Below are 24,472 nucleotides of genomic sequence, written 5' to 3'. Positions count from 1 at the left end.
TCATCAGAAAGCGATGTTGACGTCGCGGGAGATCATGAAGCCTCGGTCGCCGTCGTAGCAGGTGATGCCGGCTTCGGTGGAGCGGCAGAAGTTGCCCGTCACTCCGATGACCTGGCCGTATTCCAGAACTCGTGGGCCGGGATTGCCACCGAAGAAGATTCCCTGATTGGTGCAGATCTGTTCGACGGTGCCGTCCTGGGTGATCTGCACGCCGTAGGTGTTGTTCTCGGTGTTGAGGCACTCGCGCCCGGTGTTGCCCGGTACCGAGTAGCGGACCTGGCAGCCCACGATCGTTCCGGGAGCATTCGACGAATTGAATGCGCAGAACACATTCCCACTGGGGGATTGGAAGAAGTACTGGCCACCGTCTACCTCGAAGTCGCGTGCGTCGACGTTGACGTCGTCGCGGTTGGGGGCGGGTGGGACGGCAGCAGGTCCCGCTTCAGTGGGCTGCTCCAGCGCCGGGGTCACGACCTCGGGAGCTTCGACCGCTGGTCCGTCCGTAGCGGTGCCGCCGCCTGCATCAGGGGCACCGCCGGCTGACGGCGCGGACGCGGCGCTGGTGACGGGCGCTGCATCGGTGCTGTTCGGTGCCTCGGACCCGCAGGCCGTGAGGGTCAGCGTGGTAGCGGCGACCAGGGCACACATGGCCACGATGTTGCGGACTTGCCTCATTCGTTCGTCCTCACCGGTGGCTGCAGAGTGCATCACCTCTGAACTATGAATCGAACGGGCCAGATGGTCTGTTAACGTCGTTCGTGTCACGACCCCGTCACGAATCGGTATACGGGTGGACTATCGGATATTTCGCCTGCGAGTGTGGACGGAGATAACACTCAACCGCCAGTTGATGTTTCAGGTTCAACCTGAGACGCCTGTCGCTCGATCTAACTCGATCTGGAATCACGTTGTGCGACTGGGACGAGAGGTACGCAGTATGCGAAAGTCACTGCAGCGAGCGGTAGTAGCAACGGCGCTGACCGTGCCCCTCGTGTTGGGGATCGGAGCGGGTACGGCAGCGGCCGCCCCTCAGGTGACAAACCTCCAGGTTCCCATCGTGACCGGTTTCCAGATAGCTCCCGGAGCCGTCCCCGGCGGCTTCTTCCAGACCATTCCGATGAAAGCCACGGTGGGCGACGAGCCCGGTGTGGCCACCTTCTTGGCCGCGAACATTGCCCCGTTCGCCGATCAGTATCCCTACCGGTACCTGAACCTGAACTGGCGAAACCTCGCGACGGGTGCGACGGGTGCCGCCGATCTACGGCATTGGCAGGACGATCCGACACCATCCCCGAGTGGCCCCTACGGACGGGAAGATCTGCCCCTCGAGGTGGTCGCGAACACCGGACCGGGTCCTGTCGTGGTGACGGTGACGCACACCAAGGACTACTCGAACGGCGGTCAGTGGGGCTCTCCGTACCTCGACACTCTTCTCCCCGGTGCCGGCGTGGTGCTGGTCCCCTGAATTCGATCGCGGATGAAAGGCAAACGATGCGAACATCTTTACGACGCGGAGTAATTGCGCTGGCGCTCTCCGTACCATTGGTTCTGGGTGCAGGAGTTGGTGCGGCGACGGCGGCACCCACGACGTCCGAGCTTCTGGTTCCTGTCGTCACCGGGCCGGAGTTCGGTCCGGCTGGGGTGCCAGGCGGACTCGTTCAGACGATTCCGATCGAGGCAACGGTAGGTGAGAAGCCAGGTGAGGTGCGCTTCACGGCTGCGGAGATCAGGCCGTACTACTACCAGTTCAATTACCGTTTCCTGACGGTCAACTGGCGCAATCTCGCCACGGGTGCCGTCGGAGCGGTCGATCTACGGCACTGGGAAGCCCTCGAGAATCCATCACTCCCGATCAACGCTGAGCCGAGATATCCGGTCAACTTGCCTCTCGAAGTAACTGCGCAGACCGGGGCGGGCCCGGTGGTTGTGACCGTCACCCACAATCGTGAGCAGTGGCAAGCCCCGCCGGAATCGAACGCCCTCATCCCCGGCTTGGGTGTGTTGCTCGTTCCGTGACACGTCTGGACGGTCAGCGGGCAGTTTGCCACGCTGTCGTCTGCTGATCGGCGATGCTGACCAGTCGATCGAGGCCCACGTTCATGTCGACCAGATGCGAATCGAGCAGAGGAATCTCGTTGAGCGGCTGAGGTTCCACAAACGTCAGGTGGTACTGGTTGTAGCCGCCACTGTCAATGCAGGATCCGACCACTCGGCCGCGGCTGGTGGTCCACGTCGAATTCGAGGTCGGCACGGTCTCGGGGGCCGTGGAGTACTGCAACAGAATCGAAATGATTCCGAACGCGAACGGTGCGCTCGGCACCGTGATTCCGACGGGCCGATCGTCGCCGCTGAGTGCCACCGGATCGGTGCAGGCCACCTGATACTGCGGGCCACTCGGCAGGCCCCATCGCTGAGACCACAGATCCAGCGACGAATTGCCGAACGTCGACAGCGGCGGCAGTAGCGTGTTGGTGGAATATGCTACGACGCAACCGAATTGGCCCTGTTCGGTGCACAAAGGGATGTTGGTGAAGTCGCCGCCAGTGGTGCTGCCGTGGGCCGTCTCGACATTCCCGCCCATGAGAAATGCGCCGACGAGTTGCTGTCGTAGGGCTGCATCTTGATCGAAGGTGTCGCGCATCAGTTTGCGGAGCATGAACGTGCCTTGTGAATGGCCGATGAGGATGACCCCTCTGCCGTTGTTCTCGGTGGCCATGTAGTTGTCCCAGGCGGCGCGCACATCGGAGTACGCCAGATCTATCGACGGTCCGGCCGCACCCACCAGTGCCAGAGGTAGCCCGACCAACGGGGTCTGGCGGTAGACCGGCGCGAACACTCGGCATTGGGTGTTGAACCGGGCGGCCTGGAAACTGGCGATAGACGCCACCTCGGGCGTCGCGTAGCCGGGGGCATTGAGTGCGACGTCGTTGGTGACGGTGGGGTAGAGATAAAAGCAATCGACGGGCTTGTCGGACTCCGGCACGGCCGCGGGGCCAGGAGTCACTGTGCCGGTGCCGAGGTCGGTGGTGTCGCCGCCCAGGTCGCAGGGGTCGCTTGTGAGTTCGGGGCTACACAGCCACGTCGTGGCCGGTGCGGGTTGCGCCGCAGCGGTGCCGGTGCCGACGAGACCGCCCGCCATCAGAAACAGCCCTAGTATCGCTGCCGTTGCGCGTCGTCCCACTGCCGCTTCTCCCTGTGCTCTGCTGGTGACGGGTGTCACTGCCACGAAAGTTAGCACGGCTGGCATTCCGATCGATTGCGGGAGACTGCGGTGTTGCCTCACCCGGCCGTAACGGTCAGGTACCGAGGTCTCCCGCGATGTCGGCGGCGGTAAGCATCGAAACCAGTAGCGGCACAACCCGTTTAGCGGCAATGCGGTAGTCACCGCGTCCCTGCTGCTCCACGATGTTCGCCGAGTTCAGCGTCTTGAGATGGTGGTAGATCTGGCCCGAGGAGCCGACTCCCACCGCGGCATGGAGATCAGCGGCGTTCGCCGGACCGCGCAGCAAGGTTCGCACGATCTGTAACCGGACCGGATGGCCCAGTGCAGCAAGCACTTCCGACATCGAAGCAATAGGAAGGTCCACGATGGCGTCGGCGGAGTAGCTGATGTCCCAGCGGACAGTACCGTGCAGATGCACGTCGCCCTGATAGGCGACGATGCCGCCCGTCGACGGGGCGTCATCGAGCGGCTCTGGAGCGTCGCGTCGTTCTAGTTCGGCGACGCGGGCTTCCAGCTCTGCCAGTCTCGACTCGAACTCTGCGCTCACACCACGCAGGCTATCCGGTCGAGTACGTCCGACGAGAGCATGGCCTCGAGGATGAGTTGCTGCTGCACGCCTGCGTCCGCATACGCTTGCTCGAATCTGTCAGCAGAAAGACCATCGATCAGCCACACTGCGGTCGCCACCGTTCCGTCGGTCCGCCGTAGCTCGAATCCCTGAGTGAGCACGCCTGCGAGGCTTCCGCCTTTGAAGCCGACGCCGAGAACGTCGTCACCTGCGGGCTGCCATTCCAATTGGCGCAGAATGGTATCCGACGCGGTGCCGAAGGTTCCATCCGTGAAGGCGCGATACATTCCGTTGAGTTGTTGGGCCGAACCGCCACGGAAGGTGCTCTGCACTCGGGCGGCTTGCTCCTCGGGGGTGGACGGTTGCAGCGACGCCTCCAGTTGGGCGCGGAACTGCGGGTCGAATGCCCACTTCTGCGCGGTCTCCCACCGGTCACCGGCGGCGAGGGCGGGGTCGTAGAGCGACAGGATGTCCGTCACCAGGCTGGGCACCTCGAAGTTCTCCCACCCTCCGGTAGCGGCTGCGTCGATGATCGCTTGATCGCCGAGTTTGTAACGGAGGAAGTCGGGGACAGAGTTGTCGCTTTCCTGAATCATGGCCGTAACGATGTCGTCGATGCGGACCGTGGCATTGGGGTCGGTTGCGTTGGTGCCGGTGTTTGCGATTCTCAAGCGATTCAGGGCGTTCGGATGCGCGCCGCCGTCGGTGTTGGGTACGTACCAGCGCTCCCAATCCGAGAGCGTCACTTGCTCGTTCGGGTCGATGCTGCCGTTCGCGACGGCTTGGGCGTAGGCGGCGAGATGCACCACCTTGATCGCCGATGCGAGTACCTGCTCCTGATCGGCTCGGTGTTCGACGGTGCGGCCGCGTCCGTCGTCGATCACGAGGCCGACGGTGTCGGGTGCCTGATCGATCAGTCCGATCCACCCGTCTTCGGTGGCGAGGTCGGTCGAGGTGACGGGTGCACAGTTCTCCGGTGTCGGGGTGGCGGCTTCGGCGGTGTCCGAGTCGGTGGAGGCGCATCCGCTCATCAACAGGACCGTCGCGCAGGCTGCCGAAACCAGGGTAAGGCGTCGCATCTCTAGCTCCTTGGTTGTTCATCCGTAATTACGGAAAAACAATAAGGCGGATGACGTGTCTCGGCAACCCCTTCCGACGACTCCCGGAATGTGGCTCGCCGTAACACCTGTTACGCTCGTCCGTAACAAGTGTTACGGCGAGAGGGGAGGTGGGAACGAGTGACACTCGAAGCGGACGATCCGCGGCACCGCATTTCGCAGGCTGTGTGGGACACGATCGGGGAGTTGGGAATCGAGGCGACGACGGTGCGCGCAGTCGCGACCCGGGCGGGCTGCACGACCGGTCTGATCATGCACCGCTTCGGCTCCCGGTCGGCGATGTTGGTGCACGCGCGACAGACCCTGTTCGAGCGCACGGCAGCGCGGGCCGACGAGGCCGGAGCCGGTGGCACACAGTCCGCGGCGGAGCGGCTGTATGCCGTTGTGTGCTCGGTGCTTCCGCTCGACGACGAGCGCATTGTCGAAGCCCGAATCTTCACAGGCTTCGCGGCGGCGGCGATCGCGGACGACGAACTGCGAAACCCCCACGAGACCCACACGCGTCAGTGGCTCACTCGCATAGCCGGTCTCGTTGCCGACCTCGGCTCTCACATCACCGATGCCGAGGCCGTGGAGTACGCGTTGCAGATTGCTACCTCAGTGGAAGGCATCGTGGTCCTGGCGGTACTCGATCGTGAGACGTATCCGCCGGCGACGCAGAAACGACTGGCTCAGCGCACGATCGCCAGCGTGGTCGACCGCAGTACCGCCACCGACCGGTGACCTTGCCCTACCTTCGACAGAACGGACCCCCATGCCCACTCTCCATCACGCTCCGCTGGCACGCGTCGACCAGAACACCCTGTATCGCATCATGGCGCTTCGGGTCGCGGTATTCGTGCACGAGCAGGGCATCGTCGACGACATCGAGCTCGATGGCGCGGATCTGCTTCCGACGACGGAGTTGTTCTGGATGCAGGATGACGACGGTGAGGTGCTGGCGACCATTCGAGTCCTCGTCGACGACACGGTTCACATCGGCCGAGTCGCGACCGCCGCCAGTGCACGGGGTCAGGGCTACGCCGGAGAACTCGTGAAGGCGGCGCAGGAGGCATATCCCGGGGTCGTCGAACTCTCCGCTCAGGCGCACCTCGAAGAGTGGTACGGCCGCTTCGGATTCGTTCGTGTGGGGGAGAACTACCTGGACGCTGGAATCCCGCACGTGCGCATGGTGACGAGCGGATGATGAACCCTCTCCAGTTCTGACTAATGCTGTTGAGCTGCAATGGTATTCGAGCGGTTCAGAACAACGTGGGTGCGGTGTATCGGCCGTTCCGTGCTTCGTTCAGTCGGGCGCTCCAGCGCTGCACGAGCCACATTTCGACGAGCTCGGGGCTGGTGCCGATGTCGGTGGCCCATGCGGTGATGAGTTCGACGTAGCGGTCGTATCGGCGACGAGTGAATCCGGTGACGGACGGGTCTTCGAGCCATCCTTCGTGGATGAGAGTCGAGACTCCGTACTGGTCGATCAGCTGCGCCGGGCCGCCGTAGACGGACGCCTTCACTGCCCACAGGAACGTCGCCATGAGAGACATTCCGACGCCGGGCGCGTCGGGCCAGCCGGACCAGGTCGAGTTCGGGTGGTCGGGCACTGCGCGGTTGCGGACGCAGCTGTCGAGCACAGCGAGAGTCTTGGCGACGGGGTTCTCGTCGGGACGGCTGAGGTGCGGGTTCATGACGTCGGGGAATCGCCTCATCGCTCTACGGTGTCGGTGACTGCCCTGCCACGCCGCGCAGAGAAACAGAAGACCGAGCGAATCGTGGTCGCCTACAGCCAGATCGGTGCCGTGCTGAAGATCGTTGCGCTGCACGGTGGCACCGCCGTACTCGACGACTTCTCCGTCGAGGTTGCGACCGCGCAGCCGAAGATCGTGGCCTGCTCGGTCGAGGTGGCCGTTCCACCAATCGAGGTCCACCTCCACGCCGTCGTCGAGCACATGCAGGTCGTAGCTGCGGTGTTGACACCACTGCACACAGGCCGTGGGCGGCGGGAACCCCTCGTCGAGTCGTGACATACCGCCATCGAAGCATCGGGTACCGACACATTCGGTGGCGTTTTCGATCTCCGTGCGAGTCACAGTAAACAAGCGCCGGATTGACTGACGTCAAGCTAAGGTGTTCTGAACTACAACCGAGCAACTTCGGAGTCTGCAACCTAGCGTCGTAAAGCTGAATACGGGGGCGAAGCATGATTGGCAAGGATGCGGACCGCCCACTACCGCGTCGGAAAACGCCGGATGAGCAAGCGGGCGACATGCAGCGGTGGAACCAGCGCTGGATGGAGGTAGAACGGCTTCGGCGCGTCGTCGAGGAGGCAATGCCCGGCAGATCTAGGTTCACCCAGGAAATACACCTGTTCATGTTCATAATCGAGGCGCATCTCGGAAGCGACTGGGTGACGGCAAACGCGGAGTTTCACGCCGATGGGAAGCCCGGAAAGGGAGCCGAGTATCTCCGGAGGGATAGCGAGCTTGGAATACCCGAGTTGTCTCAGCACTACCTACGACTGCGGGAGCTCGCCCGCAGACTTTTTGCATTCGAGGACGAGAATTTCTATGGCCGGCTACGTGCCAATCTGTTACGGCGAGACCTGGAGGGCGCAGCCTTCGAGGCCGACGTAGTCCAGTCTTTGCTTGCTCTTCCGGTGCTGATCGACCTGCGAGGAGAGCGCAACGTCAAGGGAGACGATTACGATATCGACGTCTGGCTCCGTCCACCTCACAAGAAGTGGTCGATCGAGGCCAAAACCAAACACGACGGCGGCCCCTACACGAGAGGTGGCTTGCTTAACACGATCCGGGGCGCACGCAGACAACTCCCGGCGAACGGAATTGGCTCCATCTTTATGAAGGTGCCGCAAGCGTGGGCCAGCAACCCTGCCTTTCAGGCCGAAGCAGAGGAGGCAATCGAGTCCTTCCTGCGCAACACATCTCGTGTGCACGCCGTCGTAATCGTGTGGGACATTTACAGCTATGATTCCATTAACGAGAAGTCGTGGAGCTGGAAGCCAGGTCGGATGGTCTATCGATCACCGAACATCGACCCGCTGGTCGACGAATTGCTAGGATTTTACCAAAGGCTGTGGAGTCAGCCGCGCGACTATGCCGAGCTTATCTTCCCGTTTTAAATGGTCGGTTCGATGATGAGATTGGGCGTCGTCCATTTTACGCGTCCTGTTCCGTGCGCAGAAATTATCCGCGACCGGCAGCGAACTGTGACCTGCACCCAAGGCATTACCGTTGTCGGCGGTCGGTGTGGTCAGGCAAGCTGAGCTTCGTCGAGGCTGGCCGATTTTCGACGGGGGTGAGGGTGAGAGCTGCCCCGCGGAAGCCCTAAGCTGCAGATGTCGATACCTTCGTCACGGCAAACCGTGTGAGCTACAGGCTTGGCGATCGACCGCACGCGACTCACGATCGGACGCTACGATGCCGCCGATGAACACGAATCCCCCATTGGCCGTCGTCAGAACCGTGTGCCAAAAGGCCTACAAGGTATGCAACTCCAATGCCAGGGTGTAACAACCGGATGAACTAGGCTAGCTGCATGGCTGGAGAAATTTACGAATGGTTTGGGTTTCGCGCGGCGGACCGCTCAGTTCTTGCGCGGGAGTCTGCCGATGCGAAACGGTGCCCGTTTGTTGATGGTCCTTGCACGAAAACAGGAGGGGTATGCTCCGTAAAGCTCCATCAGAGCCAAGAAATCGTGCCGGTATGCCCAAAACGTTTGTACTTTCGTGGCCACGAGTTTTTGCGCGAAATTGCGCAGGAGGCGTTCTCTGGTCTTGATCTCATTCTTGCGCCTGATGGATTACCCAACCTACTTCCGGGGAGCGACCTCAAGACTGCTAGATCTGAGCACGGAAAGTTTCGAGCGGGCGCGTTTGGCCAAGGCTGGGCTGCTGAAATACGCCTACCTGCGGCGATAAAAGGAGGTGCCCGATATTCGGTGGATTTCACTGTCGTCGCAGTTGATGAAACTAGTGAATTAGTTTCATTTGTTCCAGTCGAGGTTCAGACGATCGATACCACGGGTAGTTATAAAGTGAGCCTGGATGCCCTAAATGATGACCGTGAGATTGTTTCCTCAAACATTGGAATGAACTGGGAGAACGTTAACAAGAGAATACTTCCCCAGCTCATCATTAAGGGTTTAATGCTGCAAGCGGAACGATTTTGTAAGACAGGGATCTACTTCGCCACACCGGAATCTGTCTACCGACGCCTCGTTCTCCGCTTAGGCGGAGAAGATCGACTCCGGCAGATACCGAAACAGCCCGGCAGCATCACATTTATGCGCTACCGTCACGACATCGAGGCAGCTTCATTACCCGGCGCGGTCGTCCCGCTGAAGCGGCTCCCTGACACTACAATCTCTACCAGTGACATGAGCCTCGCATTTATCACTCCGCAAAATCTTCCGCCTGGTGGCGCGTTCGAGCAAGAAATATTGAAGAAAATTTAGCTGATTGGCGAGGCGACATGTCCTCTTACAGAGCGGGTATGACCGGCCTTTTTCTCGCCCGGGTGGAATTTTTGGGCGCTGGCTTGAGTAAAGAAACAACGTGTCTTGCCACCGCTTCGGCGAGAAGTACTGGCACAGCATTTCCAATTTGCCGACCCTGGGCCGTTTTAGATCCCTGCAGTATCCAGTCGTCAGGGAAGGACTGAATCCGTGCAGCTTCGCGTACCGTTAGCTGTCGCGGTAGGGTTGGGTGAATGGGTGGATGAAACCCAGCCAAATGATTACCGCTTGGGCCGTATCCCCCTCCTGCCCGGATGGTATGTGACGGTTTGTCGTAGTCGAGTCGTGCTCGACGATAGTTGGGGTCTGTCTCGCCGGGTGCTAGATTGTCCCACCGCTCAGCAACGTGGCGGGCGTGTGATGGGGGTACATGGTTAAATTCTTGGTCTTCCAAACCTTCCAGGTCGGCGATTGCGTCCCTGACTGTCTTCCGGTTGTCCTTTGTGGACGGAACTGGCAGCGATGGATGGCCGTCTTTAAGCCCAATAACAAACAGGCGGCGTCTGGCCTGTGGTACACCGTAGTCAGCCGCGTTCAATACACCCATCGCGAAGTTATAACCGTGGTCCTCAAGGGCGGACAGTATTCCGGATAAATGATCGCCATTGCGCCTGTGCTGAAGTCCTGAGACGTTCTCGATTACGATTGCCCGGGGCTTTACGGCAGCAACAACACGGAAATATTCTCGCCATAGAAAGTTTCTTGGATCGGTTGGGTCGCCCTTGCCTGCACTGCTAAACCCTTGGCAGGGCGGGCCTCCAATAACAATATCAACGTTAGAGTGCTTCGGCTTGTAGTCGCGGATATCGCCCTCGAATACATCCCATTGTGGCCGGTTATATCGGAGTGTCTTGCAGGATTCGTAGTCATTGTCGACCGCTACCAGAGTCTCACAACCTGCTCTCTCAAAGCCAAGGTCAAGCCCACCTGCGCCAGTGAACAACGATACAACCCTCAGGGATTTCCTCACGCCGCTCCTCGTATCTTCCTGACCGCCCGGCACTGTTCACGACTCGGTAGCCCCAACCGGGTGGCTCGCAACCGTTCTATACCTGCACCACCGCTTCCGGCACCTGACGAGCCTACAACGTCTGTACGACTCCGATGGACCTAGCCGCGGACACCACCAGCGTCGCATGGTTCTCTCCAAGCTACGGGGGCCACCTGCACCTGTCGGACGGCCACTCGACCGATCTCTGTTACGGGTCCGGACCGTGGCCATCAGCGCCCGCGGCGTCTCTGTGAAGATGAAGGTGAGGAGGCGGCAGTGTCATCGTTCGTAGACCCTCAATGCAACTTGGCATCCGCATGCTGAGATAGCTCTAGAGTTATTGAGGCTCTGCGATTGCGGAATGGACTTGGGTGACGGCCTCATGGCCTTGGGGCGTGACGCACGATCTCGGTGTTGAACAGCTTCCACGTGCCGGCGGTGCCGCGGTAAGGGGCAGGAGATCTTGACGCTTGGGGGTAGCTCTAAACCGAATTCGCCATTTCTGCATTCTTGGTGGTGCTGAGTAGAGTGCACTGTCTACTTTTCGGCAACATCTCGGAAGAAACTCTCTATATTTTGCGTTAGCTAGATTTTAATTTTTCGCATTTTGGGCTGCCGCGTGGGTTGCTTGTATGCTTAGATCTGTAAATTCAGGCGATACTCTCAGTCCATCGGCCTTTTTTGTGGCAGATAGAATGCGTCTCTCGGACCTCTCGTCACTAAGTAGTGGCCGGCCGCCGAAGGATAGCCGGCCGGCGTCGTCTCTCCATATAAACTGTTCGACTTGGATATTCTGATATATTCGTGCAACTTGCGGCGCACCTCCGACCGTCCTTGCGGTCTTCGACGCAATTAGTTTGAGTAGAACTTCAAGGGGTTCCCAATCGAAGTACATCCGACGCTGCATAGATTCTTCGAAAGGGTGTCCTCGCATCGGTAGCGGCAGCAGCCCCGCGCTTTGCCCGCGGCTCAGAAGAATTCTGAGCTCTGCGTTGGCTTCTTTCTCAGCGTCACCCATGAAGGTGCAGCGGAATCCAAGTTCAGTCGAAATAGTCTTTACTTCTGTCATGGACAGGGATCCCTCTGGACTATATTGAAAAGTGTAGAGCTCAAACCTGCTTCTACGCCAGGACCAGCCGGCAAGCGCTACCTTAATTTTGGGAGTGTGTTTTCTGTCGCCGATCGGAAGATCGGTCACATGTTCCCTATTGTCGTTATAGACCCGCTTCAGTTCCCTCGCTAAATATCGTATGTCTGTCCGCCCGGCGATGTGTCCATCAAGCAAGTGGCACGTATTTATGGCGTGGATCAAAAAAGCATAGGCCTCCTCCGCGTCTCCTGACATGATCATTGCGGTTCCCGGATGCGGCAGTGGAACGATTTTCGGGCAGCTGTCCCAGCTTTCGCCGCCGCTAATGCGTGAATCGGCCGCAATCACTAATTCTTCCAATGTCGAATTGCGTCTGATCCATATCGCAATTAGAGTCAAAGTCTGTGCTCCATCTATGTAAGTGCAAATCTCTCGTTGGTACGTAGGTCTAGTGCGGGCCGTGTGGGGCTCAGTCAGCCGTTGAAGCTTACCGCTCGATGTTGGAAGGGGTGCTTACTTTTCCAATACTCAGAACTTGCCTGGGTGAAAGTCAATTAAGTAGAGTGCTTTCAGGCGAAAGCGTGGACATGCGGCGACCCGGCAACCGAAACAGTGTCGATTCCGAAATGGGAGAACGGACGGTCAACGCCATCGAGTACATCAACCGTTGTCGGCGGGTATGTATCCGGTGGCTGGGTGTCACCCGAGGGCGATGCGAAGCCCCACGCTCGCTGTGGCCTCACCGGCGCCGTGGATGAAGCTGTGCCGCCCTTCGTTGCGGAACACCATCTGCATCGGCAGGAATCAGAATCGATTCTCGCTGGTGAAGCCGGCACCGGGGATCTGCAGGCCCCGCTGATTGACGATGTGTTCGCCCTCGGCGTCGGGCACTTCAAGCGTCGCCGGGAAGTCCTTACCGATGTCGTCGGGTCCGGTCTTTAACAGTGCGACCAGAAGGCATCCGAGTAGACGGGTGTCGCGGGGGACGGTGCAAGTTTCCCAGACGCCGCCGAGAATGTCTTCGCTAACTCGCGCGTACTCCGCGAAGAACAGCCCGGTGATGATCATCGGCTTCGGCCACCTCTTTCGACCAACACTGGCTTCGGGGTTGACATTCGTGTCGACATCCATCTGTTAGGGAGCTATCTGATGACGCTGCGCACGTCGTTGCAAGACCACGGTCAGTGCAAGGGTAGAGACGATGCTGATCAAGGGCGGGATTCCGATCTCGAACTCGCCGGACGACTACGCGAGGAATGCAGCGAAGGCGTAGGCCGCGAGGTGTCGCCAGTGCACGAGCGGGGGGTGTGTGTCCTTCAGGGATGCCCTGATGCCAACGGCACAGGAAGTCTCCGTTGAGAACGCCGCCCAACGGGGGAATGAAGGTGCCGAGCAGGCTCAGGTAGTCGACCAGATGGTTGTGCATGCCGTCGAGCGCGAGCAGGGTCCCGATTGCGCAGCCGCCGATGATGAACGGGGCTTTGCGTGGGTGTCGAAACACTTCTGCGCCGGCGACTCCGTAGGCATATGCGTAGTTGGCGTTGCTTTTCCAGAGGTTGCTGAACAGGAGGATCAAGCCCCAGCCGACGAGTCCCAGGTTGTAGAGGACCAGAACGAAGTTGCCCTCACCGAAAGTGATTGCTCCGATTGCATCGAAGGGAATTATTATTCCGTTGCCGACGAGTCGCCCGATGATGCACGCTCACGCTGCTTGCAAACCGGATCGCGCGAACCGAGTCCAGTTGGTTGCCTGTGTTCCCACGGAGACAAAGGTGCCGACGACCATGGTGATGGCGAACGTGACCGTCATGGTTGTCGTGGGTGCGATCGACGTCAGATCGGAGAACCCGCCGACTTCGTCGAGTGATTGGGAGACCACTCAACATGCCAGGGCGATGATTAACGGCGTGGAAGTTACCGAGACCCAGCACATGCCGCGGTATCCGCAATACGCAGTGATGCACATCAGGATGCACGCTTCGGTCGCTGCTGTGCGGAGACTGATCCAGCGACAGGAGACCGATTACAACGGGGACTTCGTGTTCTTGGGATCGAACATCGACGCTGTCGAGGTGGGTGCTGACTTGGGCTTCCAGCGCGGCAAGTCGACGACATACATCTCGACGTCGGTGGGTGTGACGGCAGCCCTTCGATTCGGTAGCGAACTACCAGCATCGGAAGCGAATGGCCGGTGTCGATGCGTGTTCGGCATCGGCCTTCACCCCGGAAGATCGCAGACGAGCGCGAGGGGATTAGGAGGGATTAGTGCGTTCCCCTCGACACCGTGGGCGGTGGTCATCTCGGTACCGAGAGTCTCACCAGGCCACCGATCCGGCGTCGTCGAAGAACCCGCCCCGCGGGCCGTCGTCGGGCAGGGTGGCGAGCTACCGAGGGGCAGGTCGCGATCGTTCCGCGTGATCACCCCTTGGCCTCGAAAGACGAACTGAGCATGGACGATATCCGCGACGTTGCGGACCTGCCGATGGCCCGGTGGCTGCAGCTTGACGGAACGTATCCGAAGGGGCCCGGGCCTGAGGTGCGCGGTCAATCGCAGATCGCCCAACTGGTCGCGCTGGGCCAGGCGCTGCTGGTGATTCCAGCGTCGAGTCGCGCGTGGCAGTGGCCCGAGCATGTGGCCGTACCTGTCGTTGATGCGCCCATGATCACGACGGTTATTGCATGGCCGGCCGGAGTCCGATCGCCAGCGGTATCGGCCTTGGTCCGGTCGGCCGTCGAGATTGCGTTCGACTAACGGACCGCAAATTTGGGCGATGGCAGGGCTTTCAGCGCGGCAAGTCGATGACGTACGTCTCGACGTCGGCCGGGTGACGTCGGCCTTCGATTCGGTTGCGGACTACCAGCATCGGAAGCGATCGGCCGGCGTCGATGCGTATTCGGCGTCGCCCTTCACTTCCGAGGACCGCAGACGCGCGCGAGGGGGATACCAGAGATTGCCTATGGCGAAGCGAAAAGGCTCTTAGTTCATTCGGTCGAATGAACTTTTACGCTGCACTGAAACATTTGGACCCGCCGGTCCTTAACCTACTCAGCACCACTTCGACCAGAGACCAGGACTTCATGACATTTCCGCACGATCCGAATCAGCCGCAGTCTTCAGGGCAGGCCCCCTACGGGCAGCCACATGGCTCTTACGGTGCCCAACAACCTGCGCAGGGACAGCCTTACGCGCAGCAGCATTACGCTCAGCAGCCGTATGGACAGCCGCAGCCGCCCGCGAAGAAGAAGCGGAAGTGGCCGTGGGTTGTGGGTGGCGTCGTGCTGGTTCTTGTTGTGGGCGGAATGTTGGGCGGAGGTGATGATGAGAAGTCCACAACTGCACAAGCCACAACCTCGTCCACGGCTGCACCTGTCGCAGCCGGCAATGCTCCTTCTGCTGCGGTCGTTGCTCCTGTCGAATCGGTTTCCCCCGCACCCGCACCCGAATCTGAGCAGGCGGCACCGGGTATCGGCCAGGAAGTCCGCGATGGCAAGTTCGGTTTCGTCGTGACTGGTGTCGAGACAGGTGTTACGACCCTGGGCGACAACCCGTACCTTCAGAAAGACGCACTCGGGCAGTTCGTGCTGGTCAGTGTCACGGTGACCAATGTTTCCGATAAGGCGCAAAGCTACTTCGGCTCTAACCAGAAGCTGATCGATGTCCAAGGTCGCGAGTTCGAGAACGACGCGATGGCAGCGATCAATCTAGAGGCAGAAACTGCAATCGGGGGAGATATCAACCCCGGTCTGTCGCAGAACATAACGATCGTGTTCGACATCCCAGCGGATGCGGTCCCCGCGACACTCGAGGTACACGATTCCGTCTTCTCCGGTGGGGCTGAGATCTCCCTGCGATAGCTTAGATGTTTTCGTTGGCCGGGCACCGAGACGGTGCCCGGCCATTCGCCGTAGTCAGCTAGCGAGATTTGGGTAATCACCGCACTACTGTCGGCGTCTCGTCTCAGTTCAGCAATAGGAGCCAAGAACCTGAGCTGTCGTCGTCACCGACCGCCGTACTTCGAGGTGATGCGACTCTCCAACCACTGCAGCGCAATCGTGGGTGGCAGCGCCATCACCAGAATCAACACAACCGTGCCCATGATGTTCTCCATCCGCACCAGGCTGACATTGCGCAAGAGTTCGTATCCGATGCCGCTGGACGATGAGAACATTTCGGCGAGAAGCAGACCCAGGAACGCCAAACCGAAGGTCATCCGCATACCCGTCGCCAGCGCCGGGAGCACGGCGGGAATGACGATCTGACGGATCAACCTGGGCCAGCTCACCTGCAATGACGCCGCCATCTTGAGATGGATTCGCTGGACAGATGCCGTGGCTTCGACAGCGACGAGGAACATCGGAATGAAGGCGGCGTAGAAGGAGAATCCGAATCGGCTCAATGCGCCGATGCCGAGGAACGACAGGAAGATCGGATACAGCACGATCTTGGGAATGCTGTTGATCGAGTACACGATCGGGGCGATGGTTCGGGTCCAGAACGGACTCAGGCCCAGTGTCAGGCCCAGCAACGAACCTACGACGGTACTGGCCAGAAACGCGAGCACGAGGATGCGCAGTGAGTCGTAGACGTTGGCTCGGAAGTCTGCGCTGCCCAGATCCTCAGCAAGCGAACTCATGGCCTCGGCAGGCGTCGGGAAGATGAGACTGTCGACCAGAACGGCCGAGACCCACCAGATCAACACCGCGACGACGGCGACGACCACGGGTGGCAGGAACCGTCGGGCGTTGGTGCGGCTAGCGGACGAGGCGGCTTTCGGGGGAGTGGTCGGGGCGGTGGCTACTCTGTCCAAGGTGCTGCTCATCAGCGGCGCCTCCAATCGAATCGGTTGAGCGCGAGCGAGATCAGCGAGGTTGAGAGCAGAGCGATCAGCGCCACGATGAGGATCCCGGCGTACATGTCGGCTATGTCGAACCCGTCGTAGGCAATGGAGATGAAGTGGCCTAGCCCTTGCGTCGACAGGATGAACTCACTGGCCAACACCGAGATGACGGCGTACGAGAGCCCGAGCTTGAGGCCGGTCACGATGCTCGGCAGCGCATACGGCAGAAGCACGGATCGGAAGTACTGCCACCGCGTCAACATCAGCGTTGTGCCGAGCTTGGTGACGATCGGCGACACCGCGTTGAATCCGGTGTGTGCGTTCAACGCAACCACACCGAAGGCGAAGATGGTGGACAGGATGGCGATCGGAGCCACGCCGGCACCGAACAGCACCACCATGATGGGGTAGAGCGCGAATGTCGGGACGGCGTAGTAGACGTTGAGGTACGGCTGAAACGCTCTGTCCCACAGCTCGTACCGCCACAGCACATACGCAGCGGCGACACCGAGTACGGAGCTGAGCACGAAGGCCAGAACGATGATGCCGAGCGTCCGGCCCAACTCGTCGACGAGGAAGTCCGGGTCGGTCAGCAGGCTCAGTGACGTCGTGATCATGTCGGTCACCGGAACGATGTCGAGCGGAGAAGCGAAGAACCGTGCCGAGATGTCGATGGCCACCAGTGCCGCGACGAGGATGAGTACGGTCCAACCCCATGCGGGGAGACCGAGTTGGGTCGACGGGGCAGGCCGGATGTATCCGGGGACCACAGAGGCGCGGTTGCTCTCGCGCGTCGGCGCACTCATGGTTCGACGCTCATCGTCTTCTTGGCCTCATCGCGCAGACTCGACCAAATACGTTCGTGCAGAGCAGTAGCCGCCGGGCTTGCGAGAACGTCCTCGGAGCGAGGATGAGGCAGGTCGATGTCCATCTCGTCGATGAACCGACCGGGCCGCGCGCTCATCACCAGCACCCGATCGGAGAGCAGAACTGCCTCCTGAATGCTGTGGGTGATGAACAGGACCCCGCAGGTGAGCTTTTCGACGATCTTGAGCAGCTCGTAGGACATCACCAATCGCGTCTGCTCGTCGAGGGCACCGAACGGCTCATCCGCGAGAATGAGGTCGGGCTCCATGGACAGGCAGCGCGCGATCGCCACACGCTGACGCATACCGCCGGACAACTGCGTGGGGTAGTGGTCGCCGAACTTGCTCAGCCCCACAGTGTTCAGCAGCTCGTCGGCGCGGGCGCGTCTTTCCTTCTTGCCGACACCTCGGACTTCGAGAGCGAACGCGACGTTGTCGCGGACAGTCCGCCAGGGCAGCGTCGCCGATTCCTGGAAGATGACCGCAGTCTTGGATCGAGGGCCGGTGAGCGGTTGCCCGTCGACCTGCACGGTGCCGCCATCGTGATCCTGCAGTCCGGCGAACACCTCGAGCAGGGTGGACTTGCCGCAGCCACTGGGCCCGACGACGGAGACGAATTCTCCTCGGCCGATGGACAAGTCGATCTCGTGCAGGGCGGTGACATCACCGAAGTGCCGCGACACCGACGAGGCGACGGCGATGGCGGATGTGGTGTCGGGGCGGGGTCGAGTCGCTGCGTGAGTCACGTCGCTACCTTCTGGTGGTGGGAAATTGCGGTCAGGAGTCGCAGTCGCCGGGAACATCGTTCTCTACTCCCGCGGCGAGGAAGTCCGGGTCGAACAGGGTGCAGAAATTGGGTACTCGATCGCTCCCGGACGCTTCGACGCCGTCCTGGGCGGATTCGACCGACGCGGTGTCGAAGCCGCCGCCCCAGGTGTCGACCGAGGACGCACGCTCGACCACCGCGGTCGCCGACTCCACATCGAAGCCGGTGTAGTCCGCGTAGATCTGGGCGGCCGCAACAGGATCGGCCTTGATGGATGCGACCGCCTCGGTGTAACCGGCGTTGATGGCCCGTACGACACCGGGATTACTCGCGGCGTAATCCTTGGTGGTCGTGATCGTCGACTGCAGGAACCGCGACATATAGTCGGGGCTGCTGACGATCAGCTTGAAATCCTCCGGCCGCTGTTCGGCGACGATAGAGGGAACGAGCGCGATATCGACGTTGCCGGCTTCGAGTAGTGCGAAACCCTCACCGATTCCGCCGGAGGCAACCCGCTCGATCCGGCTCGGGTCGACGCCTGCAACGGAGGGAAGCAGACGCGTCAGAGCATCGGACGCCGAGTTGGGCCGGGTATAGGCCCACCGGCGGACGTCCTCGATGGAGTTGATGTCGGTGTTGGAGGCGAGCGCGTAGAAGTTCATCGGGTACGGCCCCTGCGTGCCGCCGCCGACGATGCGCAGTTCGGAGCCGGCTGCGTCCGCCTGCACGATCGACGGGTAGCTGACCTCACCGATGGGGATGTTGCCGTCGAGCAGCGTGCGCATGGTGGCACTGCCGCCCTTGCCCGGAACGATGTTCTCCACGATCACGCCGTGCTTCTCGAACAGTCCCTGCTTCTGCGCGACAAGCCAAGGGATGCTGTAGATTTCGGCCGCTGCCGAGACGGTGACATCGATCGTGACCGGATTGGCGGGGTCCGCGTCGGGACCGGGATCGGATCCACAGGCCACCAATGCGGTGGACAGCGTCAGTGCTGCCATGATGGACGTGGCTCGGCGTAAATGCATCTGCGTCCTCGCTGGATGATCGGCGTGACGATGCCGAAGGGGAGTGTCTGCTGTCGCAGGCCCACCCGTAGTGAGACGTACGTAACAGCTGTCTTCTACCTAAACATAAGATGTTTTAGGCGTCAAGGTAAGGTAAATCCGGACAATGCCCGTAGATTATCCGCACGGGACGGGCTAAAGATCAGATGTATGCGAAGGTATCGCCCGATGCCAGCCGGTCACCGACTGATAGCGCTCACCCACGCCGAACAACGCGCCCTCACAGTGCGCAGCAGCGGTCAGTTGCGCTCCCACCGGCATGCCCGAGGACGGGTGGAACCCGACCGGCAGAGCCAGCGTCGGACCGTCGTGCAACGACCACGGGTACGTAAATTGTCCCATCCGGCGTGAGAGCGCGACAACGTCGTCGCCCCCGTCCCTCGGGGGAACATCGACGGGCATGGCCGGGGTCAGCACCGCGTCGACACTCTCGAACGTGGCGGTCATGGCCTGACGGAACCGATCGCGGCCGGTGAATGCACGGGCACGGTCGGACTCGGAGATGCTCAGGCCCAACCTTATTCGCTCGTAAGTCGCGGCTTGAAAGCGAGAAGGCTCGGTGTCGAGCCGGTGCCGATGGCAGCGAGCGAGGTCGCTGTAGACGATCGTGTAGACGATGTCCTGGGCATCGGCGGCACGCCCTAGCTCGATGGGGACGATCTCGTACCCCAGTTCGGCGAACGTGCGCACCGCGGCCGCGACGGTCTGCGCGACGCCCGGATCCACGTCCGCGGTGAGGAAGACGCTGGGCACACCGATGCGTGTCACGGCTGATGGTTCGGATGGAGTGGGGGACAAGACGTCGAACAGAGCCTTCACCTCGGCCACCGACCGCGCCATCGGGCCGACGGTGTCGAATTGCTCGCTTACCGGGAACACGCCGTCGTTGCTGATCGATCCCCAACTGGGGCGTAGACCGGTGATCCCGCACGCCGCGGCGGGGAGGCGCACCGACCCGCCGGTATCGGTGCCCAGGGTTGCGTCGACCAGTCCGGCGGCGACGGCAATCCCCGAACCGCCGCTCGATCCGCCGGGCACCCGAGCGGTATTCCACGGGTTGTACGACGGGCCCGCAGCCGAGTTCTGCGAGGTGACACCAACGGCGAACTCGGCCATGTTCAGCTTCGCGACCACCGACCCGCCTGCGTCACGTAGGCGGGTGACGACCTCGGCATCAGCGTCGGCGACGTTGTGCTCGAAGAACTCCGACGCGCAGGTGGTCTCGACGCCGGCCACGTCGATGTTGTCCTTGACTCCGATGCTCAGGCCGGACAGGGGCCCCGGGGTGTCGTTCCGGTCGTCGATCCACCGGACGACACCGCCGAAGGTCCCGTCCTCGATCAGGCCGCGCTCCGGGCGCGCAGCTCGGCCGTCGCGTCCTCGTCGACCGTCCACGAATCGGTGTTCACGACCACACCGTAGTCGCGTCGAGCATCGTCCTCGGTGAGGTACTCGTCCCAGACGTCGCTGAGCACCTGGAACGGATCACGCTCGAACGGGTTTCCGAAGCCACCGCCTGAGGGGAGCTTGATCTCCAGCGTCTCACCGGAACGAATCGTCTCTTGAGTGACCTTGGAGTACAACACTTCCTCGCGGTCAGTCCCGGCGTTCCTGGTGAACGAGCCGGACACACCGTTGTGTCCACCCAGAGCTCCGGCCGGAGGATCCGATCGGTTGTCGGCCTCGGAACCGAGGAACGTATCGGTCTCCATCAACCACTTGCGCACACTGCCGATACCGCCGCGCCACTTCCCTGGCGCGGGTGCCTCGTCGCGCAGCTCGTACCGCAACGCGCGCATAGCGTGGTTGAGCTCGAGCTCCTCGATGGGGTTGTTGCGAGTGTTGGCCATCAGGGCGTCGACGGCGTCCATGCCGTCCTTGCCATTGCGGCCACCGTAGGAGCCCTCGTTAATTTCGATGTAGACCCAATACGATTCGCCGTCCGGAGCGATACCGGAGTAGGCGATGGCGCACAGGGCGGCGGACGATCCCGCGATCGCGTGATCCGGAAGCACCGGGGCCAGAGCGAGATTGATCGAGTCGAACACCCGGTTCACCTGCGAGAACCGCGCGAAGCACGACGCGGGAAAGTCCGGGTTGAAGATCGTCCCCTCGGGGGCATAGGCCTTGACGGGTCGGAAGCACCCGTCGTTCTGAGGAACGAATTCCTCCGTCAGATCCTCGTCGAGCAGAATCGTACGAATGGCCGAGACAGCCACCGGCAGAACCGAACCCTCAAACGGGACGTTGAACGCGGTGGGCACCTGGCTGTTGGAGCCGGTGAGGTCGATGAGAATGTCCTCGCCCTCGACCTGCACCCGCACAGCCACCTTGAGCGGTTCGTCGCGGTTCTTACCGTCGTCGTCGAGGTATCCGATGGGCGCGGTGTAGCTGCCGTCGGGAATCTCACGAATCTTTTTGCGCAGCATGGACTCGGAGTAGTCCATCCAGCGTTCGCCCGCGCTCATCACGGTGTCGAGGCCGTACTTCTCGAGCAGCTCGGTGAATCGCTTCTCGCCGATGCGAGAGCACGCGATCAGTGCTTCGAGGTCGCCGCGGTTCTGCTCGGGCGTACGGACGTTGTCGAGGATGTGCTGAATCAGGTAGTCGTTGCGGACCCCGGCCTCGTAGATCTTCATCGAGTCCATCAGCTTGCCCTCGGCCCACACATCGACGACGTCCATGCACAGGCCGGGGAAGTTGCCGCCGACGTCGGACACGTGACCGGTACACCCGGCGAAGCCGATGTGCTCGCCCTGCCAGAAGATCGGAATGATCACGCCGTAGTCGGGGGAGTGAGCCGCTCCGTGGTACGGATGATTGTGCAGCACCACATCTCCGGGCTTGTACGTTCCGGCGAGGCGACGGTTGACGCCCTTGATGTAGGCGGGAATCGAACCGCAGTGCATCGGAGTCGAATCCGATTCACAGAGTTCGCGTCCGTTGATGTCGAAGATGCCCGCGCCGAGGTCCTCGGACTCTCGAATGAGCGACGAGTACGCCATGCGGTAGAGCACCTGAGCCATCTCTTTGGCCATCGACTGCAGGGCTCCGCCGATGACGCGCAGCGTGATGGGATCGACCTCGACGTCGTTCCAGGTTCGAGTGGATTCGCCCGCCAGTGACACTCCGGTGGTGGGCATCAGCGCCTTGCTCATGCGGGGTTCCTCTCGATGATGATGTGGCCGACGGCGTCGACGGTGGCGTGCTGATTCATGCCGATGATCGTGGTGGAATCGAACTGCTCGACGATCGCAGGACCGTCGATCTCGTTGTTCGCCAGCAGGAGTGACCGCTCGTAGACCGGGGTGTCCACCCACTGCGGCGCGGACGTCTCGTCCTGCCAGAACAGTGCCTGGGTGGTCGTCTTGATCGCGGCCGAGGAGTCGGCGGAGCCCACGGCGATATCGGCGATCTGTACGTGGGGAACCGCACCCACGCCGGTGACGCGGACGTTGATCAGCTGCACGGGCTTGTCGTCGAACCGCTGAGAGTAGGTGCGTCCGTGCACGTCGTGGAATGCCTCGGCGACGGTCTTGACCCACACGTCGTCGATGTCGCCGTCCGGTGCAGCGACGCGGAGTTCGTAGCCCTGGCCGACGTATCGGCAGTCGACGCTGCGCTCGAGCGAAATGTTCTCGGCCGCAACACCGTCCTTCTCGAGCTGTGCGACGGCCAGTGCGGACAGACGCTCGACCTGCTCCTGCAGCAGTTCGATGTTCGGGTCGGCGGACGACGTCCACACCGTCGTCGGCTCCTCGTAGCGGATGTCGGTGGTGAGCAGGCCGACAGCGGAGGTGATGCCGGGGTGACCGGGCACGATGACCCGCGGAATACCGAGCTGGTCGGCGATCTGCCACGCGAACAGCGGACCGGCTCCACCCTCGGCGATCAGTGAGAAGTCGCGCGGGTCATAGCCTTTACGCACCGAGTGCAGGCTGATCGCCTCGGTCATGGAATGGGCGAGGATCTTGAAGATGCCCATCGCGGCGTCGTCGAGTGGGGTGTCGAGCTTGTCGGCGATGTGAGTCTGAATCGCTTCGCGCGCCAGCTCGGGCTTGACCTCCATTGTTCCGGACAGGAAGCTCTTCTCGCGCAGCCATCCCATCATCACCATGGCGTCGGTGGACGTCGGTTCGGTGCCGCCGTGTCCGTAGCAGGCGGGACCGGGAACGGCACCCGCGCTGCGTGGTCCGACGCGGAACATGCCGCCGTCGTCGACCACGGCGATGGATCCGCCGCCGGCACCGATGGTGTCGACCTCGGCCATGGGCACCATCGCGTGATAGTCGCCGATTCGGGTGTCGAGCAGATGCTTCATCCGCAGGGCACCGTCCGGTGCCACGCCGACATCCGCGGAGGTACCGCCGACATCGAGGGTGATGACACTGGGGAACCCGGATGCCTTACCGATGGCGCAGCCGCCGAGCAGGCCGGCGACCACCCCGCTGGTCAGAAGTGAGACCGGGATTTCGCTGGCGCTGCGGGAGGTGACGAGCCCGCCGGCCGAGGTCATGAGGTGTACGTCCTCGCCGACCTGCGCTGCCTTCGCCTTACCGGCCAGGTTCTCGATGTACTTCGAGGTCTTCGGTCCGATGAACGCGTTGAGTGCTGCGGTCGAAAAGCGTTCGTACTCGCGGTATTGCGGGGCCACCTCGCTGGAGAGGGAGATGAAGACGCCCGGGAACTCTTCTTCGATGATGGCTCGCACGCGCTGCTCGTGGGTGGGGTTGCGGTACGCGTGCAGGAATGCGACGGCGATGGCCTGCACGCCTCGCTCACGCAGCAGGCGAACCTGTTCGCGCACAGCATCTTCGTCGAGTGGGGTCAGAATGTTTCCTGCGGCATCGATGCGTTCCGGGACCACCCGCCGGTTGCGCCGTGGCACGAGCTGCCACTTCTGCCACGGAAGATCCTGGTAGTTCGAGTAATTGAGAGGACGCTTCTTGCGCGCGATGTGCAGCAGGTCGCGGAAACCCTCGGTGGTGATCATGCCGACGTCGCAGCCGTTGTGCTCGAGCACGATGTTGGTGGCCACGGTGGTGCCGTGGAAGAACATGTCGATCTCGGACGGGTCGATCCCTGCGCGTTCGGCGAGGACCTTGATGCCGTCCATCGTGCCGATCGAGGGATCGTGATTGGTGGACGGGGTCTTGTGCACGACGACCGTGCCGTCGTCGTCCCACAGGACGAGGTCGGTGAACGTGCCGCCGACGTCGACTCCAATGCGTTTCATGCTGCGTCCGTTCTGTCGGTGCCCGAGGGGAGCGGGAAGGCGTGCTCCGCGTGTCCTACGAAGTCGTGGGGTCACTGCTGAGGTGACATGAGTCATAGTGCTGATGATCGACGGGAAAAGCAATACCTCTGATGTATTGCGTCGGTTTTGTCCAGATATCGGCCTAGATTCGCGTCGGTATGCGTGGT

23 protein-coding genes are annotated in these 24,472 nt (G+C 61.5%); 9 read left to right on the top strand and 14 right to left on the bottom strand.

The features are described from left to right. Positions 1 to 3 precede the first annotated feature (3 nt). Complete coding sequence (locus tag J1M81_RS16905; protein ID WP_206498424.1) at positions 4 to 675, bottom strand: hypothetical protein; 672 nt, start codon at positions 673 to 675, stop codon at positions 4 to 6. A 262-nt stretch (positions 676 to 937) separates the two neighbouring features. On the opposite strand from J1M81_RS16905, the gene J1M81_RS16900 reads away from it, so the two are divergent. Continuing rightward, a complete protein-coding gene (locus J1M81_RS16900; RefSeq protein WP_241258197.1) occupies positions 938 to 1,465 on the top strand; it encodes a hypothetical protein in 528 nt (175 codons plus the stop codon). 26 nt (positions 1,466 to 1,491) lie between these two features. After that, the gene (locus J1M81_RS16895) at positions 1,492 to 2,016 is read left to right on the top strand and encodes a hypothetical protein (protein WP_206498423.1); all 525 of its coding nucleotides are present in this window, start codon (positions 1,492 to 1,494) and stop codon (positions 2,014 to 2,016) included. A gap of 13 nt (positions 2,017 to 2,029) precedes the next feature. On the opposite strand, the gene J1M81_RS16890 is transcribed toward J1M81_RS16895, so the two are convergent. The 3 genes from J1M81_RS16890 to J1M81_RS16880 form a co-directional block, all read right to left on the bottom strand. Next, positions 2,030 to 3,226: a DUF3089 domain-containing protein gene (locus J1M81_RS16890; protein ID WP_308051286.1), complete on the bottom strand. Its 1,197-nt coding sequence runs from the start codon at positions 3,224 to 3,226 to the stop codon at positions 2,030 to 2,032. Positions 3,227 to 3,296: 70 nt separating this feature from the next. Then, a complete protein-coding gene (locus J1M81_RS16885) occupies positions 3,297 to 3,770 on the bottom strand; it encodes a helix-turn-helix transcriptional regulator (RefSeq protein WP_206498422.1) in 474 nt (157 codons plus the stop codon). Continuing rightward, the gene (locus J1M81_RS16880) at positions 3,767 to 4,870 is read right to left on the bottom strand and encodes a serine hydrolase (RefSeq protein WP_206498421.1); all 1,104 of its coding nucleotides are present in this window, start codon (positions 4,868 to 4,870) and stop codon (positions 3,767 to 3,769) included. The genes J1M81_RS16885 and J1M81_RS16880 overlap by 4 nt, the downstream gene beginning before the upstream one ends. A gap of 159 nt (positions 4,871 to 5,029) precedes the next feature. Between J1M81_RS16880 and J1M81_RS16875 the strand changes: the two genes are divergently transcribed. Together J1M81_RS16875 and J1M81_RS16870 are read left to right on the top strand one after the other, a co-directional pair. After that, positions 5,030 to 5,632 (top strand): TetR/AcrR family transcriptional regulator, encoded by a 603-nt coding sequence (locus tag J1M81_RS16875; RefSeq protein WP_206498420.1) that lies wholly within the window; start codon positions 5,030 to 5,032, stop codon positions 5,630 to 5,632. A gap of 31 nt (positions 5,633 to 5,663) precedes the next feature. After that, on the top strand, positions 5,664 to 6,095 hold the full coding sequence (locus J1M81_RS16870; protein WP_206498419.1) for a GNAT family N-acetyltransferase: 432 nt from the start codon (positions 5,664 to 5,666) through the stop codon (positions 6,093 to 6,095). Between the two features lie 55 nt (positions 6,096 to 6,150). Here the strand turns inward: J1M81_RS16870 and J1M81_RS16865 are convergent, their stop codons facing one another. Beyond that, complete coding sequence (locus J1M81_RS16865) at positions 6,151 to 6,924, bottom strand: hypothetical protein (RefSeq protein ID WP_206498418.1); 774 nt, start codon at positions 6,922 to 6,924, stop codon at positions 6,151 to 6,153. A 173-nt stretch (positions 6,925 to 7,097) separates the two neighbouring features. On the opposite strand from J1M81_RS16865, the gene J1M81_RS16860 reads away from it, so the two are divergent. Both J1M81_RS16860 and J1M81_RS16855 read left to right on the top strand, forming a co-directional pair. Next, a complete protein-coding gene (locus J1M81_RS16860) occupies positions 7,098 to 8,036 on the top strand; it encodes a hypothetical protein (protein ID WP_206498417.1) in 939 nt (312 codons plus the stop codon). Positions 8,037 to 8,452: 416 nt separating this feature from the next. Further along, entirely contained in the window at positions 8,453 to 9,370 is a 918-nt protein-coding gene (locus tag J1M81_RS16855; RefSeq protein WP_206498416.1) for a NotI family restriction endonuclease, read from the top strand. Positions 9,371 to 9,395: 25 nt separating this feature from the next. On the opposite strand, the gene J1M81_RS16850 is transcribed toward J1M81_RS16855, so the two are convergent. Both J1M81_RS16850 and J1M81_RS16845 read right to left on the bottom strand, forming a co-directional pair. Further along, positions 9,396 to 10,400, bottom strand: coding sequence for a DNA cytosine methyltransferase (locus tag J1M81_RS16850; protein WP_206498415.1), 1,005 nt, complete (start codon positions 10,398 to 10,400; stop codon positions 9,396 to 9,398). 1,915 nt (positions 10,401 to 12,315) lie between these two features. Beyond that, positions 12,316 to 12,579, bottom strand: coding sequence for a hypothetical protein (locus tag J1M81_RS16845; protein WP_206498414.1), 264 nt, complete (start codon positions 12,577 to 12,579; stop codon positions 12,316 to 12,318). 262 nt (positions 12,580 to 12,841) lie between these two features. Here J1M81_RS16845 and J1M81_RS16840 point away from each other — a divergent pair, with 262 nt between their 5' ends. The 3 genes from J1M81_RS16840 to J1M81_RS16830 all read left to right on the top strand — a co-directional run bounded on the left by J1M81_RS16840 (position 12,842) and on the right by J1M81_RS16830 (position 15,366). Then, complete coding sequence (locus J1M81_RS16840) at positions 12,842 to 13,378, top strand: hypothetical protein (protein WP_206498413.1); 537 nt, start codon at positions 12,842 to 12,844, stop codon at positions 13,376 to 13,378. A gap of 417 nt (positions 13,379 to 13,795) precedes the next feature. Next, positions 13,796 to 14,263 (top strand): LysR substrate-binding domain-containing protein, encoded by a 468-nt coding sequence (locus J1M81_RS16835; protein ID WP_206498412.1) that lies wholly within the window; start codon positions 13,796 to 13,798, stop codon positions 14,261 to 14,263. A gap of 242 nt (positions 14,264 to 14,505) precedes the next feature. Further along, a complete protein-coding gene (locus tag J1M81_RS16830) occupies positions 14,506 to 15,366 on the top strand; it encodes a DUF4352 domain-containing protein (protein ID WP_206498411.1) in 861 nt (286 codons plus the stop codon). A gap of 143 nt (positions 15,367 to 15,509) precedes the next feature. Here J1M81_RS16830 and J1M81_RS16825 read toward each other — a convergent pair whose 3' ends face one another. The 7 genes from J1M81_RS16825 to J1M81_RS16795 all read right to left on the bottom strand — a co-directional run bounded on the left by J1M81_RS16825 (position 15,510) and on the right by J1M81_RS16795 (position 24,284). Continuing rightward, positions 15,510 to 16,331: an ABC transporter permease gene (locus J1M81_RS16825; RefSeq protein WP_206498410.1), complete on the bottom strand. Its 822-nt coding sequence runs from the start codon at positions 16,329 to 16,331 to the stop codon at positions 15,510 to 15,512. After that, positions 16,331 to 17,155 (bottom strand): ABC transporter permease, encoded by an 825-nt coding sequence (locus tag J1M81_RS16820; protein WP_032393092.1) that lies wholly within the window; start codon positions 17,153 to 17,155, stop codon positions 16,331 to 16,333. The genes J1M81_RS16825 and J1M81_RS16820 overlap by 1 nt, the downstream gene beginning before the upstream one ends. Continuing rightward, the gene (locus J1M81_RS16815; RefSeq protein WP_206498504.1) at positions 17,152 to 17,916 is read right to left on the bottom strand and encodes an ABC transporter ATP-binding protein; all 765 of its coding nucleotides are present in this window, start codon (positions 17,914 to 17,916) and stop codon (positions 17,152 to 17,154) included. Before J1M81_RS16815 ends, J1M81_RS16820 begins: the two co-directional genes overlap by 4 nt. A 76-nt stretch (positions 17,917 to 17,992) precedes the next feature. Further along, positions 17,993 to 19,009 carry an ABC transporter substrate-binding protein gene (locus J1M81_RS16810; RefSeq protein ID WP_206498409.1) on the bottom strand — a complete coding sequence of 339 codons (1,017 nt, stop codon included), beginning with the start codon at positions 19,007 to 19,009 and terminating at the stop codon, positions 17,993 to 17,995. A 174-nt stretch (positions 19,010 to 19,183) separates the two neighbouring features. Continuing rightward, on the bottom strand, positions 19,184 to 20,443 hold the full coding sequence (locus J1M81_RS16805; protein WP_255175816.1) for an amidase: 1,260 nt from the start codon (positions 20,441 to 20,443) through the stop codon (positions 19,184 to 19,186). After that, a complete protein-coding gene (locus J1M81_RS16800; RefSeq protein ID WP_037148397.1) occupies positions 20,389 to 22,206 on the bottom strand; it encodes a hydantoinase B/oxoprolinase family protein in 1,818 nt (605 codons plus the stop codon). Before J1M81_RS16800 ends, J1M81_RS16805 begins: the two co-directional genes overlap by 55 nt. Continuing rightward, positions 22,203 to 24,284, bottom strand: coding sequence for a hydantoinase/oxoprolinase family protein (locus J1M81_RS16795; RefSeq protein WP_045840816.1), 2,082 nt, complete (start codon positions 24,282 to 24,284; stop codon positions 22,203 to 22,205). The genes J1M81_RS16800 and J1M81_RS16795 overlap by 4 nt, the downstream gene beginning before the upstream one ends. Between the last annotated feature and the right edge of the window lie 188 nt (positions 24,285 to 24,472).

It is taken from the genome of Rhodococcus sp. KRD175 (assembly GCF_017168275.1).
In the GTDB taxonomy this organism is placed as follows: domain Bacteria; phylum Actinomycetota; class Actinomycetes; order Mycobacteriales; family Mycobacteriaceae; genus Rhodococcoides; species Rhodococcoides fascians.
The sequence above is the reverse complement of the archived record's forward strand: the minus strand, read 5'-3'. Positions and strand labels throughout refer to the sequence as shown.

Coding starts and splice junctions, on each gene's coding strand:
- J1M81_RS16900 (WP_241258197.1), top strand. CDS start 938: ATGCGAAAGTCACTGCAGCGAGCGGTAGTAGCAACGGCGCTGACCGTG.
- J1M81_RS16820 (WP_032393092.1), bottom strand. CDS start 17,155: ATGAGTGCGCCGACGCGCGAGAGCAACCGCGCCTCTGTGGTCCCCGGA.
- J1M81_RS16905 (WP_206498424.1), bottom strand. CDS start 675: ATGAGGCAAGTCCGCAACATCGTGGCCATGTGTGCCCTGGTCGCCGCT.
- J1M81_RS16855 (WP_206498416.1), top strand. CDS start 8,453: ATGGCTGGAGAAATTTACGAATGGTTTGGGTTTCGCGCGGCGGACCGC.
- J1M81_RS16810 (WP_206498409.1), bottom strand. CDS start 19,009: ATGCATTTACGCCGAGCCACGTCCATCATGGCAGCACTGACGCTGTCC.
- J1M81_RS16845 (WP_206498414.1), bottom strand. CDS start 12,579: ATGATCATCACCGGGCTGTTCTTCGCGGAGTACGCGCGAGTTAGCGAA.
- J1M81_RS16830 (WP_206498411.1), top strand. CDS start 14,506: ATGAACTTTTACGCTGCACTGAAACATTTGGACCCGCCGGTCCTTAAC.
- J1M81_RS16865 (WP_206498418.1), bottom strand. CDS start 6,924: ATGTCACGACTCGACGAGGGGTTCCCGCCGCCCACGGCCTGTGTGCAG.
- J1M81_RS16825 (WP_206498410.1), bottom strand. CDS start 16,331: ATGAGCAGCACCTTGGACAGAGTAGCCACCGCCCCGACCACTCCCCCG.
- J1M81_RS16840 (WP_206498413.1), top strand. CDS start 12,842: ATGCCAACGGCACAGGAAGTCTCCGTTGAGAACGCCGCCCAACGGGGG.
- J1M81_RS16860 (WP_206498417.1), top strand. CDS start 7,098: ATGATTGGCAAGGATGCGGACCGCCCACTACCGCGTCGGAAAACGCCG.
- J1M81_RS16895 (WP_206498423.1), top strand. CDS start 1,492: ATGCGAACATCTTTACGACGCGGAGTAATTGCGCTGGCGCTCTCCGTA.
- J1M81_RS16880 (WP_206498421.1), bottom strand. CDS start 4,870: ATGCGACGCCTTACCCTGGTTTCGGCAGCCTGCGCGACGGTCCTGTTG.
- J1M81_RS16800 (WP_037148397.1), bottom strand. CDS start 22,206: ATGAGCAAGGCGCTGATGCCCACCACCGGAGTGTCACTGGCGGGCGAA.
- J1M81_RS16870 (WP_206498419.1), top strand. CDS start 5,664: ATGCCCACTCTCCATCACGCTCCGCTGGCACGCGTCGACCAGAACACC.
- J1M81_RS16795 (WP_045840816.1), bottom strand. CDS start 24,284: ATGAAACGCATTGGAGTCGACGTCGGCGGCACGTTCACCGACCTCGTC.